This is a genomic window from Azovibrio sp. (genome assembly GCF_049658005.1).
Lineage (GTDB): Bacteria > Pseudomonadota > Gammaproteobacteria > Burkholderiales > Rhodocyclaceae > Azovibrio.
This window is the reverse complement of the sequence record NZ_JBASOH010000007.1, coordinates 18,786-33,948: the sequence shown is the minus strand read 5'-3', so window position 1 is coordinate 33,948 and position 15,163 is coordinate 18,786. Positions and strand designations below refer to the sequence as shown.

The following is a 15,163-nucleotide window of genomic DNA, read 5'->3' as shown; positions in this document are numbered from 1 at the left end:
ATCCAGCACCTGGCCGGCATGAAGGATTCCAAGGTCATCGTGGCCATCAACAAGGATCCGGACGCCCCCATCTTCCAGGTCGCCGACTATGGCCTGGTGGCTGACCTGAACGAGGCCGTGCCCCAGCTGATCGCCGCCCTCTGAGGGGCGCCTTCCTTCGAGGGGCGCCGCCCTTTTCATCCCTTTGCGCCGGACCCCGGGGTCCGGCCGCGACCGATAACGGAGAAATCATGAGCACCTATATCGCTCCCGTGCGCGACATGCGCTTTGTCCTCAACGAACTGGCCGGCCTGGAAGAGATCACCGGCTTGCCCGGTTTTGAGGAGACCGACCCGGAACTGGTGGAAACCATCCTCGATGAGGCCGGCAAGTTTGCCGCCGAAGTCATCGATTCCATCAATCCCAAGGGGGACCGCCAAGGGGCCGTATGCAAGGACGGTGAGGTCACCACCTCCCCCGGCTACAAGGAAGCCTTCCAGCTCTTTTGCGAGACTGGCTGGCATGCCATGCCCGCCAGCCCCGAGTATGGCGGCCAAGGCCTGCCGCAGCTGGTGAGCATGGCCGTCTCGGAAATGTGGAAGTCGGCCAGCGTCGCCTTTGCCCTTTGCCCCATGCTCACCCACGGCGCCATCGAGGCCATCCGCCATCACGGTTCCGATGAACTGAAGGCCAAGTACCTGCCCAACATGGTGGCGGGTACCTGGACCGGCACCATGAATCTCACCGAGCCCCAGGCCGGTTCCGACCTGTCTGCCGTGCGCAGCAAGGCCGTGCCCCAGGCCGACGGCAGCTACCGGATCAGCGGCACCAAGATCTTCATCACCTGGGGCGAGCACGACATGGCGGAGAACATCATCCACCTGGTGCTGGCCCGGCTGCCCGATGCGCCCCCGGGCGTGAAGGGCATTTCCCTGTTTCTGGTGCCCAAGTTCCTGGTAAACGACGACGGCAGCCTGGGGGAGCGGAATGACCTGGTGTGCGCCTCCATCGAACACAAGCTGGGCATCCACGCCAGCCCCACGGCGGTGATGTCCTTCGGCGAGAAGGAGGGCGCCATCGGCTGGATGATCGGCGAGGCCCACAAGGGGCTGGGCTACATGTTCACCATGATGAACCACGCCCGCCTCAATGTCGGCCTGGAAGGAGTAGGCGTCTCCGAGCGAGCCTACCAGCACGCCCTCGCCTATGCCCGGGAGCGGGTCCAGGGTGCCCCCATCGGCGACAAGTCCGGCATTCCCAAGCCGATCTTGCACCACCCGGATGTGCGCCGCATGTTGATGGACATGAAGTCCCGCACCGAAGCCATGCGCGCCCTGGCCTACTGGGTTGCCGGCCACCTCGACAAGGCCCATGCCCATCCGGACGCCGGCATGTGCCAGCAGAGCCAGGCCTATGTCGAACTATTGACCCCGGTGGTGAAGGGCTGGTGCACCGAAAGCGCCGTGGAGATCGCCTCCACCGGCATCCAGATCCACGGCGGCGTCGGTTTTGTGGAAGAAACCGGGGCCGCCCAGTATTTCCGCGATGCCCGCATCACCCCCATCTACGAGGGCACCACCGCCATCCAGGCCAACGACCTGATCGGCCGCAAGCTGGCGCGGGAAAAGAACGAGGCCGGGGAGACCGGTTTTACTGCCCGGGCGCTCCAGGCCGAAATCGCCGCCTTTGCCGATCAGCTCGCCGGCGACGTGAAACTGGCCGACATCGGCCGCCCCCTCCAGGCCGGCATCGCCGCCCTGAAGGAGGCAACCGACTGGCTGCTGCAGACCTACGACCGCCAGCCCCAGGCCGCCGCCGCCGGCGCCGTGCCCTACCTGAAGCTGACCGGCATCGTGGTGGGGGGCTGGTTGATGGCGAAGGCCGCCCGGATCGCCCAGGGCTACCTGGACGCTGGCAGCAGCGACGACTTCTACAAGGCCAAGCTGGCGACTGCCCGCTATTTCGTCCAGCATCAGTTGCCCCAGTCCCAGGGCCTGGCCACCGCCATTACCGGCGGCAGCGGCGCGGTGCTGGAACTGCCCGAAACCCTCTTTTAAGGCACGGCCATGAGCACTGAACGGGAGTTCATGGAATACGACGTGGTGATCGTCGGCGCCGGCCCCTCGGGCTTGTCCGCAGCGATTCGCCTCAAGCAGCTGGCGGAAGCCGCTGGCCGGGAGTTGTCGGTCTGCGTACTGGAAAAGGGCTCGGAAGTGGGCGCCCATATCCTCTCCGGTGCCTGTTTCGAACCCCGGGCTCTGGACGAACTGTTCCCGGACTGGAGGGAGCGGGGCGCGCCCTTGCATACGCCGGCCACCGAAGACCATTTCCTGTTCCTCACAACAAGTGGTGCCCATGCGCTGCCGAACCCGCCCCAGATGCACAATCAGGGCAATTACATCATCAGCCTGGGCAACCTGTGCCGCTGGCTGGGTGAACAGGCCGAAGCCCTGGGGGTGGAAATCTATCCCGGCTTCGCCGTGGCCGAAGTGCTGTACCACGCCGACGGCAGTGTCAAGGGCGTCGCCACTGGCGACATGGGGATCGGCAAGGATGGCAAGCCCACCGGCAACTATCAGCCGGGCATGGAATTGCACGCCCGCCAGACCTTCTTTTCGGAAGGCTGCCGGGGCTCCCTGACCGGCGAACTGTTCGAGCGCTTTGAGCTATGCAAGGAGGCTCAGCCCCAGACCTACGGCATCGGCATCAAGGAACTCTGGGAAGTGGACCCGGCCCGGCATCGGCCCGGCAAGATCGTGCACACCATCGGCTGGCCCCTGAGCACCGACACCTACGGCGGCTCCTTCCTCTATCACCTGGAAAACAACCAGGTGGCGGTGGGCTTCGTGATCGGCCTCGACTACAAGAATCCCTGGCTGTCGCCCTTCGAGGAATTCCAGCGTTTCAAGACGCATCCCTGCGTGCGCGACACCTTTGCCGGTGGCCGGCGCATTGCCTACGGGGCCCGGGCCCTGTCGGAAGGGGGATTCCAGTCCATTCCCAAGCTGACTTTTCCGGGCGGCCTGCTGATTGGCGACACCGCCGGCTTTCTCAATGTCCCCAAGATCAAGGGCTGTCATACGGCCATGAAGTCCGGCATGCTGGCAGCCGAGGCGGTGTTCGAGCATCTGGGGCTCGAAGGGGCTGGGCATGAAGGGGCGGGGAATGAAGTCACCGCCTATCCGGAACGGATGAAGGCCAGCTGGCTGTGGCCGGAGCTTCACGGCGTGCGCAACATTCGTCCCGGCTTCAAGTGGGGCCTCTGGCCCGGTCTGGCCCTGGCGGCAGTGGATACCTACCTGTTCCGCGGCAAGGCGCCATGGACTCTTGGCCATCACGCCGACCATACGGCCCTGGAAGAAAAATCCCGGCACCGCCCGATCAACTATCCCAAGCCCGATGGGGTGCTGACCTTCGACCGGCTTTCCTCGGTGTTTCTCTCCAATACCCATCACGAGGAAAACCAGCGCTGCCATCTGCAACTCAAGGATGAGAGTGTGCCGGTGCGCATCAATCTGGCCCGCTATGGCGCGCCGGAAACCCGCTACTGCCCGGCGGGAGTGTATGAAATCCTGGGTGAGGAGGAGGGCCAGCCCCGCCTCCAGATCAATGCCCAGAACTGCGTGCACTGCAAGACTTGCGACATCAAGGACCCGACTCAGAACATTCACTGGGTGGTGCCGGAGGGTGGGGGCGGACCCAACTATCCCAATATGTGATTTCCCCGCCTCGTAACCGTGTCGTACGAGGCGGGGCCCGGTCGTCGCCAGGCCCCGGCCAAGTCGTTTCTCGGGGTTTTTGCTGGGCTTCGAGGTCGTTCGGATCCTTCGATTCCAGGGGGCAGTTTTGATGGGGCTGCCAGCCCCATTTTTCGTTGACGGGGACTGCCGTCAACGAAAAAAGCCGGAACTCCTTCAGGAATTCCGGCGGGTGCTGGAGCGTTGCCTTACAGGTTCAGCAGGGTCTGGGTGTGGTGGGCAATCATCCATTCCTCATTGGTGGGGATCACCAGTACATCCACGGTGCTGTCCGGGGCGCTGATGCGGATGTCGTGCCGGGCATTGGCCTCCGGAGACAGCTTGATCCCCAGCCAGCCGGACTGGAGGGCGACGCGGCGGCGCACTTCGGCCGCGTGTTCGCCGATGCCGCCGGTGAATACCACGGCATCCAGACCGCCGGCTGCCGCGGCCATGGAGCCCAGCTCCCGGACGATGCGGTAGCAGTACAGATCCACGGCTTCATTGGCTTCCGGCTTGTCGCTGGCGAGCAGGGTGCGCATGTCCTGGCTGATGCCGGAAACGCCCAGGAGGCCGGATTCCTTGTAAAGCAGCTGGGTCAGTTCCTTGACCCCCATGCCTTTGTTTTCCATCAGGTACAGGATCACGCCCGGGTCCAGGCTGCCGGTGCGGGTGCCCATGACCAGGCCATCCACGGCGGTGAAGCCCATGGTCGATGCGACGCCCTTTTGATTGACCATGGCGGCCATGCTGGAACCATTGCCGAGGTGGCAGATCACCACCCGGCCATTGGCGCGGGGGGAATGCTGGGGCAGGGTCCGGGCGATGTATTCATAAGAGAGACCGTGGAAACCGTAACGCCGCACGCCTTCGGCGGTGATGTGGCGTGGCAGGCCGAAGATCTGGGCTACGTCGGGCTGGTGGCGGTGGAAGGCGGTGTCGAAACAGGCGACCTGGGGCACGGCAGGCATCAGGGCCTGGATGGCGTAGGCGCCGGCCAGGTTGTGGGGCTGATGCAGGGGAGCCAGGGGCGTCAGGGCTGCCAGCTGTTCCAGGGTGGCGTCATCCAGTTTGATGGGTTTGGCATAACGCTGGCCCCCATGGACCACCCGATGGCCCACCGCAATGATTTCGCGGCCGGCGCTGTGTTCGGCATACCACTTGAACAGGTAATCGAAGGCCTGCTGGTGACTGGGGTTTTCGGTGGGCAGCTTGTCGTCCGCCACTTTGATGCCTGCATGATCCTTGGCCAGCAGCTTGGTGGCGGCGGTGCCGATGCCGTCGATCTGCCCGGAAACCAGTGCCGTGGCAGAGAGCGGATGGGTCAGGGAAAAGACCGCGAACTTGATGGAGGACGAGCCCGCATTGATGGTGAGGATGGCCTTGTTGTTCATGGCTCAGGCCCCGCTTTTCTTGCGGTTGGCGTGGGCGATCAGGGCGGCTACGGCACAGGAGGCGGTACGGGTTTCGGCGGTGTCGGCCCGGGAGGTGAGCACGATGGGTACCTTGGCACCCAGCACCACGCCGGCGGTCAGGGCGTTGGCCAGGTATTCCAGCTGCTTGGCGACCATGTTGCCGGATTCCAGGTCGGGCACCACCAGGATTTCGGCATGGCCGGCGACCGAGGACTTGATGCCCTTGGTGATGGCAGCCTCGATGGACACCGCGTTGTCGAAGGCCAGGGGGCCGTCCAGGGTGCCGCCCTTGATCTGGCCGCGATCCGCCATCTTGCACAGGGCGGCGGCGTCCAGGGTGGATTGAATCTTGGGATTCACGGTTTCCACAGCGGAAAGAATCGCGACCTTGGGGTCGGGGATGCCGAGGATGTGGGCCAGGTCGATGGCGTTCTGGATGATGTCCACTTTCTCTTCGAGGGTGGGGGCGATGTTGATGGCAGCATCGGTGATCAGCAGGGGGCGGTGGTAGGTCGGTACGTCCATCAGGAACACGTGGCTGATGCGGCGGGCGGTGCGCAGGCCGTTGGCCCGGGACACTACTTCACCCATCAGTTCGTCGGTGTGCAGGCTGCCCTTCATCAAGGCTTCAGCGTCGCCGGTGCGTACCAGGGTCACGGCCAGGGCGGCGGATTCGTGGCTGTGCTTGGTATCGACGATGCGGATGCCGGAGATGTCGATGTCGAATTCCTCGGCCACGGCGCGGATCTTGGATTCGGGACCGACGAGGATGGGCTCGATGATGCCTTCCTGGGCGGCCATCACGGGACCCTTGAGGGATTCCCGGTCGCAGGGATGGGCCACGGCCATGGGAATGGGCTCCAGGCCCTTGACCCGGGAGATCAGGCGGTTGAAGCGTTCTTCCTTGTTGTCGAAGGTCACGTCGGGCATGTGCATGGCCTGGCGTTCCACCTTCTGGGTGGGAGCCAGGACTTCAGCGCTGCCCTGGACGACAGGCAGGCCATCCTGGTTGAGGCAGAGGCAATCCAGGATGATGTGCTTGTTGTGCTCGAACTTCTGCTTGGCGGTAATGGTGATGGTGATGGTGTCACCCACCCGCACCGGTCGGGCAAAATGCAGGGACTGGTCGATCAGGATGGTGCCTGGCCCGGGGAACTGGGTGCCGAGCACGGTGGAAATCAGGGAGCCGCTCCACATGCCGTGTGCCACCACTTCCCGGAAGATGCCGCTATGGGCAAATTCCGGGTCCACCACGGCCGGGTTGACGTCGCCGGTCATGATGGCAAACAGCTTGATGTCGTCGGCGTGAAGGGTGCGGGTCAGCGAGGCATTGTCGCCGATCTGGATTTCGTCAAAGGTGCGGTTGACGATCATGCGTTGTTGTTGGTTGATATGCATGGAGAGTTTTTCCTGAAAAGATTGATCAGCCGACGATGTGGTAGCCGCCGTCGATATGAATGGTGCTGCCGGTCAGGCTCTTGGCCACGTCGCTGACCAGATAGGCAGCAAGGGCGCCGATGTCTTCGATGGAGACCAGCGTGTGCAGGGGCGCCCGTTCGACGGCATTTTCCATCAGTTTATCGAATTCCTTGATGCCGGAAGCGGCACGGGTGGCCAGGGGGCCCGGGGAAATGGCGTGCACCCGGATGCCCTTGGGACCCAGTTCGGCGGCCAGGTAGCGGGACACGGACTGGAGGGCTGCCTTGACCGGGCCCATGATGCCGTAGTTTTCAATCACTTCATCGGCACCCATGTAGCTCATGGTGAGCAGGCAGCCGCCGTCCGCCATCAGGGGCTCGGCCAGCTTGGCCATGCGCACGAAGGAATGACAGGAAATGTCCATGGCGCGCAGGAAGCCTTCCCGGCTGGAGTCGGTCACACGGCCATGCAGGTCATTCATGGGTGCGAAGGCGATGGAGTGCACCAGGAAATCCAGCTTGCCCCACTTTTCCTCGATCTGTTTGAACAGGGCTTCAAGTTGCTCGGGGTGTTCCACGTCCAGGGGGGCGATGATGTCGGCGCCCAGGATTTCGGCCAGGGGTCGCACATAGGTTTCGGACTTGGCATTGATATAAGTGATGGCCAGATCGGCGCCACAGAGGTCAAACGCCTTGGCGCAGCCATAGGCAATGCTGTGGTTGTTGGCGACACCGACGATCAGGCCCTTTTTGCCGTGCAGATTGAACATGCTGGAGATGCTCCCTTTTTGGTTGAGTCAGCGACAGTATAGGTTTTATTGCGCCGCAACAAAATGTTCTTTGGTGTGTGCTCTCCCGTACTGCGTTTGCTAGCTTATCGGAGTTTTTGCGTATGCATATGAAGGAATTGTTAATGGAAGAGTTTTGATTCGAGTCATAAAAATGTGATGGAAGCCGGCTATGCTTGCCCGGTCAAACCCGGGACGAGGGAAGGAGATATGGTGAATTCAGGTGGACTGCAAAGCATCCTGCGTAAATACGAGGGTAATCCCCACAATCTGTTGCAGATCTTGCGTGAGGTGCAAGAAGAGGAGGGCTGGATCAGCCCGGATAGGGTGGCGGCCCTGGAAACCGCCCTGGCCGTACCCCGCTCCAAGATCATCGGGGCTGCCAGTTTCTACGCCTTCTTGCATCTGCAGCCCGTGGGGCGCTACCGCATCCTCTTTTCCGACAACATCACCGACCGCATGCTGGGTAACCAGGCCCTCATGGAGCAGCTCTGCCAGCTACTCTGGGTCGAGCCGGGCAAGGTGTCGGAAGACGGTCTGGTGAGCATCACCACCACCTCCTGCACCGGCATGTGCGACCAGGGGCCGGCCCTGCTGGTCAATGGCCGGGCCATTACCCGGGTGGATGAGGCCCGTATCGTCGAAATCGCCGAACTGGTGCGCAATCAGGCGCCTTTGAGCGAGTGGCCCGAGGAATATTTCCGGGTGGAGGACAACATCCGGCGTCGGGATATTCTGCTCGACAGCCATTTCGAGCCTGGCTCCAGCCTGCGAGGCTTGCACGCCCGGGTGGAAACCGAGGGCATGCAGGCGTCCAATACCCGCTCCTGGCGCGAAGGTCTGCCGCGCGGGCTGGTGGGGCCGGCTACCATGCTCGATGAGATCAAGCGTGCCAACCTGCGCGGCCGTGGCGGCGCAGGGTTTACCACGGGTTTGAAGTGGGAGGCCTGCCGGAACGCACCCCTGGCCGAGGGTCAGGATCGTATCGTCGTCTGCAATGCAGATGAAGGCGAACCCGGCACCTTCAAGGACCGGGTGCTGCTGACTTCCCATGCCGACATGGTGTTCGAGGGCATGACCCTGGCGGCCTACGCCGTAGGTGCCCGTCGGGGTTTCCTCTACCTGCGCGGCGAGTATCGTTACCTGCTCGAACACCTGGAGGGGGTGCTGGCCCGGCGTCGGCGCGACAATCTGCTCGGTCACAGCATCATCGGCATTCCCGGGGCGGATTTCGACATCAAGATTCACGTCGGTTTCGGTGCCTATGTCTGCGGCGAGGAGTCGGCCCTGATCGAGTCCCTGGAGGGCAAGCGCGGCACCCCACGCAACCGGCCACCCTTCCCGGTCACCCATGGCTATCTGGATCAGCCCACCATCGTCAATAACGTGGAAACCTTCGCCGCCGCGGCCCTGATCGCCCTGAACGGGGGAGAGTGGTACAAGAATATCGGCACCGCCCAGTCGGCCGGCAGCAAGATCTTGTCGGTGTCCGGTGACTGCGAACGCCCCGGGATCTATGAATTCCCCTTCGGCGTCCGGGTGGTCGAGGTGCTGGAAGCCTGTGGCGCCAGGAATACCCATGCCGTGCAGGTGAGCGGGCCTTCCGGCTTTACCATCGCCGCGCACGAGTTTGAGCGCAGGATCTGCTTCGAGGACATTCCCACCGCGGGGGCCTTCATGGTGTTCGACCAGACTCGGGACATGTTTGAAGTGGCACGTAACTTCGTGCATTTCTTTGCCCACGAAAGCTGCGGCTTCTGCACCCCCTGCCGGGTCGGGACCTCGCTTCTCAAGAATCTGATGGACAAGCTTCATAACGGCCACGGTTCTCCCTATGATTTCGAGGAGATCGAGAAGCTCAACTACATCCTGCAGGCCATGAGCCATTGCGGCCTGGGCCACTCCGCCTGCAACCCGGTGCTCGACACCATCGGGAAATTCCGCCCGGCCTACGATGCCCGTATGGCTCATCAGGATTTCACCCCCGCCTTCGATCTCGACCGGGCCCTGTCCCAGGCCCGCCAGATGACCCGTCGTGATGATGAACAGGCCCACTTCGCCGCTGAACATGGAGCTGCCCAATGAGTGAAACCTTTGTCCTGGATGGCCAGGAAATCCCCTTTGCCCCCGGTCAGACCATCATTCAGGCCGCTTCGGCCGCCGGCGTCTATATCCCCCGGCTCTGCTATCACCCGGAGTTCAAGCCGCATGGCTCCTGCAAGCTGTGTACCGTCAAGGTCAATGGCCGGCACACGGCCTCCTGCACCTTCAAGGCCGCACCGGGTTTGCAGGTGGAGAGCAATACCGAGGATTTGAACGCCGAACGGCGCACCCTGGTGCAGATGCTGTTTGTCGAGGGCAACCATTTCTGTCCGTCCTGTGAGAAGAGTGGCGATTGCCAGCTGCAGGCCACGGCTTATGAGCTCGGCATGATGTCGCCGCATTTCGATCACTTCTTCCCGGATCGGCCGGTGGATGCCTCGCACCCGGAATTGCTGCTCGATTTCAACCGCTGCATCCTCTGTTCCCTTTGCGTGCGGGCCAGCCGCGATGTGGACAAGAAGAACGTGTTTGCCCTGGCGGGTCGGGGTATCGACTCCCATCTGATCGTCAATGCCGCCTCGGGCCGGCTCGCCGATACCAACGTGGCGCTCGAAGACAAGGCGGTGCAGGTTTGTCCGGTGGGGGTGATCCTGAAGAAACGCCAGGGTTTCAAAGTGCCGATTGGCCAGCGCACCTATGATGAGGTGCCCATTTCCGGTCACGTGCCGGCCCCTGCCGCCCTGACCGAGGAGATCTGAGATGGAAGTCACCGAAAAGAAAAAGCTCAAGGTCGCCACCACGTCGCTGGCGGGCTGCTTCGGCTGCCACATGTCTTTCCTGGACATCGATGAGCGCCTCTTTGATCTGCTTGAACGGGTGGAATTCGACCGTTCGCCGATCACGGACATCAAGGAAGTCGGGGTGTGCGACATCGGCCTCATCGAAGGCGGGCTGTGCAATGCCGAGAACGTGCATGTGCTGCGCGAATTCCGCAAGCAGTGCAAGGTGCTGATTGCGCTCGGGGCCTGCGCGGTGAACGGCGGCCTGCCGGCGCAGCGCAACCATCTGCCGCTCACCGACATTCTTTCCGAGGTTTACCTGTCCAGCCCGGGCCTGGGTAACGGCCTGATTCCCAGTGATCCGGAACTGCCCCTGCCTTTGAACCAGGTGCATCCCATCCATGAGGTGGTGAAGGTGGATGTGTTCATTCCCGGTTGTCCGCCCTCCGGCGACGCGATCTGGAAGGTGTTGACCGATTTGCTGTCCGGCAAGGCCCCCAGCCTGGGCCACGGACTGATTCACTACGACTGAGAGGGCGACCATGAGCTTTGATCTCGAAACCGCCGAGCATCCCGAAAAATTGCGCCGTGTCGCCATCGACCCCGTCTCCCGGGTCGAAGGCCACGGCAAGGTAACCCTTCTCCTGGACGACCAGAACAAGGTGCATCAGGTGCGCCTGCACATCGTCGAGTTCAGGGGCTTCGAACGCTTCATCCAGGGGCGCCCGTACTGGGAAGTGCCGGTGATGGTGCAGCGCCTGTGCGGCATCTGTCCCGTCTCCCACCATCTGGCCGCCGCCAAGGCCCTGGACCGGGTGCTGGGCATCAAAAAGCTGACGCCCACGGCGGAGAAGATCCGCCGCCTGATGCACTACGGTCAGATGTTGCAATCCCACGCCCTGCATTTCTTCCACCTGTCCTCGCCGGACCTGCTCTTTGGCTTCGATTCCGACGTGGCCCGGCGCAACATCGTCGGGGTCGCCGGGAAATACCCGGAAATCGCGAAGAAGGGCGTCCTGCTGCGCAAGTTTGGCCAGGAAGTGATCCGCCACACGGCCGGCAAGCGCGTGCATGGCACCGGCGCCATCCCCGGCGGGGTGAACAAATCCCTGAGCCGCGCCGAGCGGGATGAACTCTTGCAGGACATCTACCAGATCGTCGCCTGGAGCCGCGAGGCCGTGCATCTGGCCATGGAACTGCACACCAGCAATCCGGCCCTCTACAACAGCTTCGGCATCTTTCGTTCCAGCATGATGTCCATCGTTGGCAACAACGGCGACCTGGACTTCTACCATGGCAGCCTGCGGGCCCGGGACGACAACGGCGGCATCCTCTTTGATGGGGTGGATTACCAAGGCTACAACGACCTTCTCGAAGAGGAAGTGAAGCCCTGGAGCTACATGAAGTTCCCCTACATCAAGTCCCTGGGCAAGGAGCGGGGCTGGTACAAGGTCGGGCCCCTGGCCCGGGTGCAGAACTGCAACCAGATTCCCACCCCCCTGGCCGAGGCCGAGCGGCGGGAGTTCGTCGATTATGCCGGTGGCACCCCCATGCATGCTCCCCTGGCGTACCACTGGACCCGCATGATCGAGCTGCTGCATGCGGCCGAGGTCATCAAGGACCTGCTCCACGACGACGACATCCTGGGTGCCGAGCTGATGACCGATGGGGTGCGCCAGCAAGAAGGGGTCGGCGTGATCGAAGCGCCCCGCGGCACCCTGTTCCATCACTACCAGGTAGACGAGAACGATCTCATCACCATGTGCAATCTGATTGTCTCCACCACCCACAACAACCAGGCCATGAACGAAGCGGTGCGGCATGTGGCGCGTCGCTACCTGCACGGCAAGGAAATCACCGAGGGCCTGCTCAACCACATCGAGGTGGCCATCCGCGCCTTCGACCCCTGTCTTTCCTGCGCCACCCATGCCCTGGGCAAGATGCCCCTGGAGGTGGAACTGGTCGATGTCGAAGGGCAGCCATTGGACCGCCTGGCCAAGAACGGCGACGGCAGTTTCTGCGCCAGCCTGGCGGACTGAGCCTTACTTCATGCCGCCCGACGTGGTCATCTTCGCCATCGGCAATCCCAGCCGGGGGGACGATGCCATCGGCCCGCTGCTCATGGAACGCTTGCGGGACTGGCTCCCTGGCCAGGCCGGCGGCGCCCGTTTCGAACTGGTGGAGGATTTCCAGCTCCAGGTGGAACACGCCCTGGACCTGGAAGGCAAGTCGCTCGCCCTGTTCATCGACGCCGGCAGCGGCACCCCGGCGCCGTTTCACTTCGGCCCGCTCCAGCCAGCGGCGGATTTCACCCATACTTCCCATGCCTTGGGGCCGGCAACCGTGCTGCATGTGTATCAGAAGCTCCAAGGGCGCGAATCGCCACCGTCCTTCGTGCTTTGTGTGCGGGGTGAAGCCTTCGACCTGGGGGCACCTTTGAGCGAGGCGGCTCAGGCGCATCTGGAACAGGCATGGGTGCTGGTGCGACGCTTGTGCGCCAAGCCTGGAGTGGCCGATTGGCATGGTCTGGCCCGGTGAGGGCCAGGGCGGCAACAAGGCGGCAAGGGTGAGGCAGATGAAGGGGGGGCAGGGTGGCCTCGAACCACCCCGGGGGTCAGCGATAAACCAGAACGGGAATTCTGGAGTGGGTCAGCACCTTGTTGGTCTCGCTACCCAGCAACAGGCCGCTGATGCCCCTGCGGCCATGCGAGGCCATGAAAATCAGGTCACAGCCGGCCTTTTCGGCGGCATTGATGATGGCTTCGTAGGGAATGTCGCTGGTGGTGCTCATGGTCTGGCAATCCACACCGGCTTCGTCGCATTGCTTCTTGACGAAATCGAGAACCTCCCTGGCCTGCTGGTCGGCCATCTCGGCGAATTTTTCCGGAGTGGTGGGATCGATCAGGGCGCCTTCGCCGAAATAGGTGACGGGGTATTCGGGTTTGGCAAAAAAGGCGGTGATCCTGGCGCCCGTCTCCTTGGCAAAGGCCACGGCGCGGCGTACGGTGTCTTCGGACAACTGGGAGCCGTCGGTAGGAACCAGAATATGCTTGAACATGTTGGGCCTCATGAGTGTTTGTTGTGCAGCACGACAGGGTTCATCCTACCTCAGCCGGCTGGAAAATCAAGCCGGAACGATCGTGGATTGCCTGTGGTATAAAAGTGATCCAACCTTGGGAGAAATTCCTATGAGTGCCAGCGTTCTTTCCTCCAAAGACCACAAAGGGTTCAGCCTGGATGCGGTCAGCCCCCTTGAAATGCTGGGGGATAACCTGAGCAGGCATCTGGACCCGTTCGGTGTGACCACCTCCATGCTCAATGCCCAGGTGGCCTGGTTGATGCACCCCCAGGAAATGGTGCGGGCCATGTCTTCCCTGTCCGGCGACCTGATGGCCCTGCAGGCCCATGTGATGCGGCGCGCCTTCGGGATTCCCTCCTCCGATGTGATCCAGCCCAATGCGGATGACGCGCGTTTTGCCGACCAGGTCTGGGAAAACGCGCCGACCTGGGACATCATCAAGGAGTGGTATCTGGCGTTCACGCACCGGCTCCAGGACATGTACTACGAAACCCCGGGCCTGTCCGACAGGGAGCGGCGCCGGGCGGCGTTCTGGTTGCGCAAATGGTTGAATGCGGTGGCACCCACCAATTTCTTCTGGGCCAATCCGGTGGCACAGCATAAATATGTGGAAAGCCACGGCAAGAGCCTGGCGAACGGTTTTCGTAATTTCATGCGGGATGCCCAGGTCCGCAACATCCAGATGGTGGAAGACAATGCCTTCGAAGTGGGCCGGGATCTGGCGGTGACGCCGGGCAAGGTGATCTTCCGCAACCGCTTGCTGGAAATCATCCATTACACCCCCACCACCGGGCAGGTGCACTCGGTGCCCTTGCTGATCATCACGCCCTGGATCAACAAGTTCTACATCCTCGACCTGAATCCCAAGAAGAGCATGGCCAAATATCTGGTGGATCAGGGCTTTTCGGTCTTCATCACCAGCTGGAAGAACCCGACGCCGGAGATGTCCGCCATCACTTTCGACGACTATCTGCGTGAAGGGGTGCATGAGGCCGTGGAAGTCGTGCGGGATTTCTGTCAGGTACCCAAGGTGCATCTGGTGGGATACTGCATTGGCGGCACCCTGGTTTCCACCTATATGGCCTGGGCCAATCGTCAGTTTGGCGCCGACAAGGTGCCGGTGGCGGACTGGACCTTGTTTACCACCCTGACGGATTTTTCTCATCCTGGTGATATCGAGGTCTTCATCGACGAGACCAGTGTTCGCGCCCTGGAAGAAGCCATGGCCAAGAAAGGCTATCTGGAAGGCAATGAGATGGCATCGGCCTTCCGCATGCTGCGTTCCAACAGCCTGGTCTGGCATTACTGGGTGCACAGCTACCTTTATGGCGAGGCCTTGCCGCCGTTCGATGTGCTGTTCTGGAACATGGATACCACGCGCATGCCCTATGCCATGCACAGTTTCTACCTGCGCGAGATGTATCTGCACAACAACCTGATCAAGCGCGACAAACTCACCATCGCCGGTCAGGCCATCGACCTGCGCCGCATTACCCAGCCGCTCTATGCGGTGACGGCGGAAGACGATCATATTGCCCCCTGGGCCCAGTGCTATCGCATCCGCCGGTATGTGAATGTGGATGCGCCGGTACGTTTTGTACTCTCCACTTCCGGCCACATCCTGGGCATCGTCAATCCCCCCGTGAATCCGCCCAAGCGCGCCTTTTGGGCCGGTGAGCCCCAGCCCAACGAGCATTACGAGGACTGGCTAAAGCGCAGCCAGAAGCAGCCTGGTACCTGGTGGGAGGACTGGATTCGCTGGCTGCAGGAGCGGGGTGGCGAACTTATTGACGCCCTGCCGGTCGAAACCCGCAAGTATCCAGCCCTGGCAGATGCGCCGGGGACTTATGTTCTGGAAAAATGATTTGTCTGAAAAGACTGCTTGGGTCAAACGGGGGGGCGGATTTTCTGCTACCCTTGGCCGC

12 protein-coding genes and 1 pseudogene are annotated in these 15,163 nt (G+C 62.2%); 9 read left to right on the top strand and 4 right to left on the bottom strand.

What is annotated here, in order from left to right; genetic code table 11:
* The 3 genes and pseudogenes from WBH99_RS00625 to WBH99_RS00615 all read left to right on the top strand — a co-directional run.
* Positions 1-144, top strand: a pseudogene (locus WBH99_RS00625) (electron transfer flavoprotein subunit alpha/FixB family protein); the annotation flags it as partial.
* An 86-nt stretch (positions 145-230) separates the two neighbouring features.
* Complete coding sequence (locus WBH99_RS00620) at positions 231-2,036, top strand: acyl-CoA dehydrogenase (RefSeq protein WP_424218162.1); 1,806 nt, start codon at positions 231-233, stop codon at positions 2,034-2,036.
* A 9-nt stretch (positions 2,037-2,045) separates the two neighbouring features.
* Positions 2,046-3,698 (top strand): electron transfer flavoprotein-ubiquinone oxidoreductase, encoded by a 1,653-nt coding sequence (locus WBH99_RS00615; RefSeq protein ID WP_424218161.1) that lies wholly within the window; start codon positions 2,046-2,048, stop codon positions 3,696-3,698.
* A gap of 227 nt (positions 3,699-3,925) precedes the next feature.
* Here WBH99_RS00615 and WBH99_RS00610 read toward each other — a convergent pair whose 3' ends face one another.
* The 3 genes from WBH99_RS00610 to fabI are packed head-to-tail and all read right to left on the bottom strand — an operon-like array spanning position 3,926 to position 7,319.
* Positions 3,926-5,110 carry an acetate/propionate family kinase gene (locus tag WBH99_RS00610; RefSeq protein WP_424218160.1) on the bottom strand — a complete coding sequence of 395 codons (1,185 nt, stop codon included), beginning with the start codon at positions 5,108-5,110 and terminating at the stop codon, positions 3,926-3,928.
* Positions 5,111-5,113: 3 nt separating this feature from the next.
* The gene (locus tag WBH99_RS00605) at positions 5,114-6,529 is read right to left on the bottom strand and encodes a bifunctional enoyl-CoA hydratase/phosphate acetyltransferase (RefSeq protein ID WP_424218159.1); all 1,416 of its coding nucleotides are present in this window, start codon (positions 6,527-6,529) and stop codon (positions 5,114-5,116) included.
* A gap of 25 nt (positions 6,530-6,554) precedes the next feature.
* Complete coding sequence (fabI, locus tag WBH99_RS00600) at positions 6,555-7,319, bottom strand: enoyl-ACP reductase FabI (protein WP_424218158.1); 765 nt, start codon at positions 7,317-7,319, stop codon at positions 6,555-6,557.
* 228 nt (positions 7,320-7,547) lie between these two features.
* Here fabI and WBH99_RS00595 point away from each other — a divergent pair, with 228 nt between their 5' ends.
* From WBH99_RS00595 to WBH99_RS00575, 5 genes are read left to right on the top strand one after another with little or no spacing between them, the layout of a single operon-like run.
* A complete protein-coding gene (locus tag WBH99_RS00595; protein ID WP_424218157.1) occupies positions 7,548-9,422 on the top strand; it encodes an NAD(P)H-dependent oxidoreductase subunit E in 1,875 nt (624 codons plus the stop codon).
* Entirely contained in the window at positions 9,419-10,138 is a 720-nt protein-coding gene (locus tag WBH99_RS00590; RefSeq protein WP_424218156.1) for a 2Fe-2S iron-sulfur cluster-binding protein, read from the top strand. The genes WBH99_RS00595 and WBH99_RS00590 overlap by 4 nt, the downstream gene beginning before the upstream one ends.
* Position 10,139: 1 nt before the next feature.
* Positions 10,140-10,691, top strand: a complete 552-nt coding sequence (locus tag WBH99_RS00585; RefSeq protein WP_424218155.1) for an NADP oxidoreductase — start codon at positions 10,140-10,142, stop codon at positions 10,689-10,691.
* Between the two features lie 10 nt (positions 10,692-10,701).
* Complete coding sequence (locus tag WBH99_RS00580; RefSeq protein WP_424218154.1) at positions 10,702-12,198, top strand: Ni/Fe hydrogenase subunit alpha; 1,497 nt, start codon at positions 10,702-10,704, stop codon at positions 12,196-12,198.
* 10 nt (positions 12,199-12,208) lie between these two features.
* Positions 12,209-12,697 (top strand): hydrogenase maturation protease, encoded by a 489-nt coding sequence (locus WBH99_RS00575; RefSeq protein ID WP_424218153.1) that lies wholly within the window; start codon positions 12,209-12,211, stop codon positions 12,695-12,697.
* Between the two features lie 76 nt (positions 12,698-12,773).
* Here WBH99_RS00575 and WBH99_RS00570 read toward each other — a convergent pair whose 3' ends face one another.
* Entirely contained in the window at positions 12,774-13,217 is a 444-nt protein-coding gene (locus WBH99_RS00570; RefSeq protein WP_424218152.1) for a universal stress protein, read from the bottom strand.
* A gap of 130 nt (positions 13,218-13,347) precedes the next feature.
* Between WBH99_RS00570 and WBH99_RS00565 the strand changes: the two genes are divergently transcribed.
* Entirely contained in the window at positions 13,348-15,102 is a 1,755-nt protein-coding gene (locus tag WBH99_RS00565) for a PHA/PHB synthase family protein (RefSeq protein WP_424218151.1), read from the top strand.
* The last annotated feature ends 61 nt before the right edge of the window (positions 15,103-15,163 follow it).

Bases quoted from the DNA above. Each gene is read 5' to 3' on its own strand.
- WBH99_RS00565 (WP_424218151.1), top strand. From the start codon at position 13,348: ATGAGTGCCAGCGTTCTTTCCTCCAAAGACCACAAAGGGTTCAGCCTG.
- WBH99_RS00580 (WP_424218154.1), top strand. From the start codon at position 10,702: ATGAGCTTTGATCTCGAAACCGCCGAGCATCCCGAAAAATTGCGCCGT.
- WBH99_RS00570 (WP_424218152.1), bottom strand. From the start codon at position 13,217: ATGTTCAAGCATATTCTGGTTCCTACCGACGGCTCCCAGTTGTCCGAA.
- WBH99_RS00590 (WP_424218156.1), top strand. From the start codon at position 9,419: ATGAGTGAAACCTTTGTCCTGGATGGCCAGGAAATCCCCTTTGCCCCC.
- fabI (WP_424218158.1), bottom strand. From the start codon at position 7,319: ATGTTCAATCTGCACGGCAAAAAGGGCCTGATCGTCGGTGTCGCCAAC.
- WBH99_RS00585 (WP_424218155.1), top strand. From the start codon at position 10,140: ATGGAAGTCACCGAAAAGAAAAAGCTCAAGGTCGCCACCACGTCGCTG.
- WBH99_RS00595 (WP_424218157.1), top strand. From the start codon at position 7,548: ATGGTGAATTCAGGTGGACTGCAAAGCATCCTGCGTAAATACGAGGGT.
- WBH99_RS00610 (WP_424218160.1), bottom strand. From the start codon at position 5,110: ATGAACAACAAGGCCATCCTCACCATCAATGCGGGCTCGTCCTCCATC.
- WBH99_RS00605 (WP_424218159.1), bottom strand. From the start codon at position 6,529: ATGCATATCAACCAACAACAACGCATGATCGTCAACCGCACCTTTGAC.
- WBH99_RS00575 (WP_424218153.1), top strand. From the start codon at position 12,209: ATGCCGCCCGACGTGGTCATCTTCGCCATCGGCAATCCCAGCCGGGGG.
- WBH99_RS00615 (WP_424218161.1), top strand. From the start codon at position 2,046: ATGAGCACTGAACGGGAGTTCATGGAATACGACGTGGTGATCGTCGGC.
- WBH99_RS00620 (WP_424218162.1), top strand. From the start codon at position 231: ATGAGCACCTATATCGCTCCCGTGCGCGACATGCGCTTTGTCCTCAAC.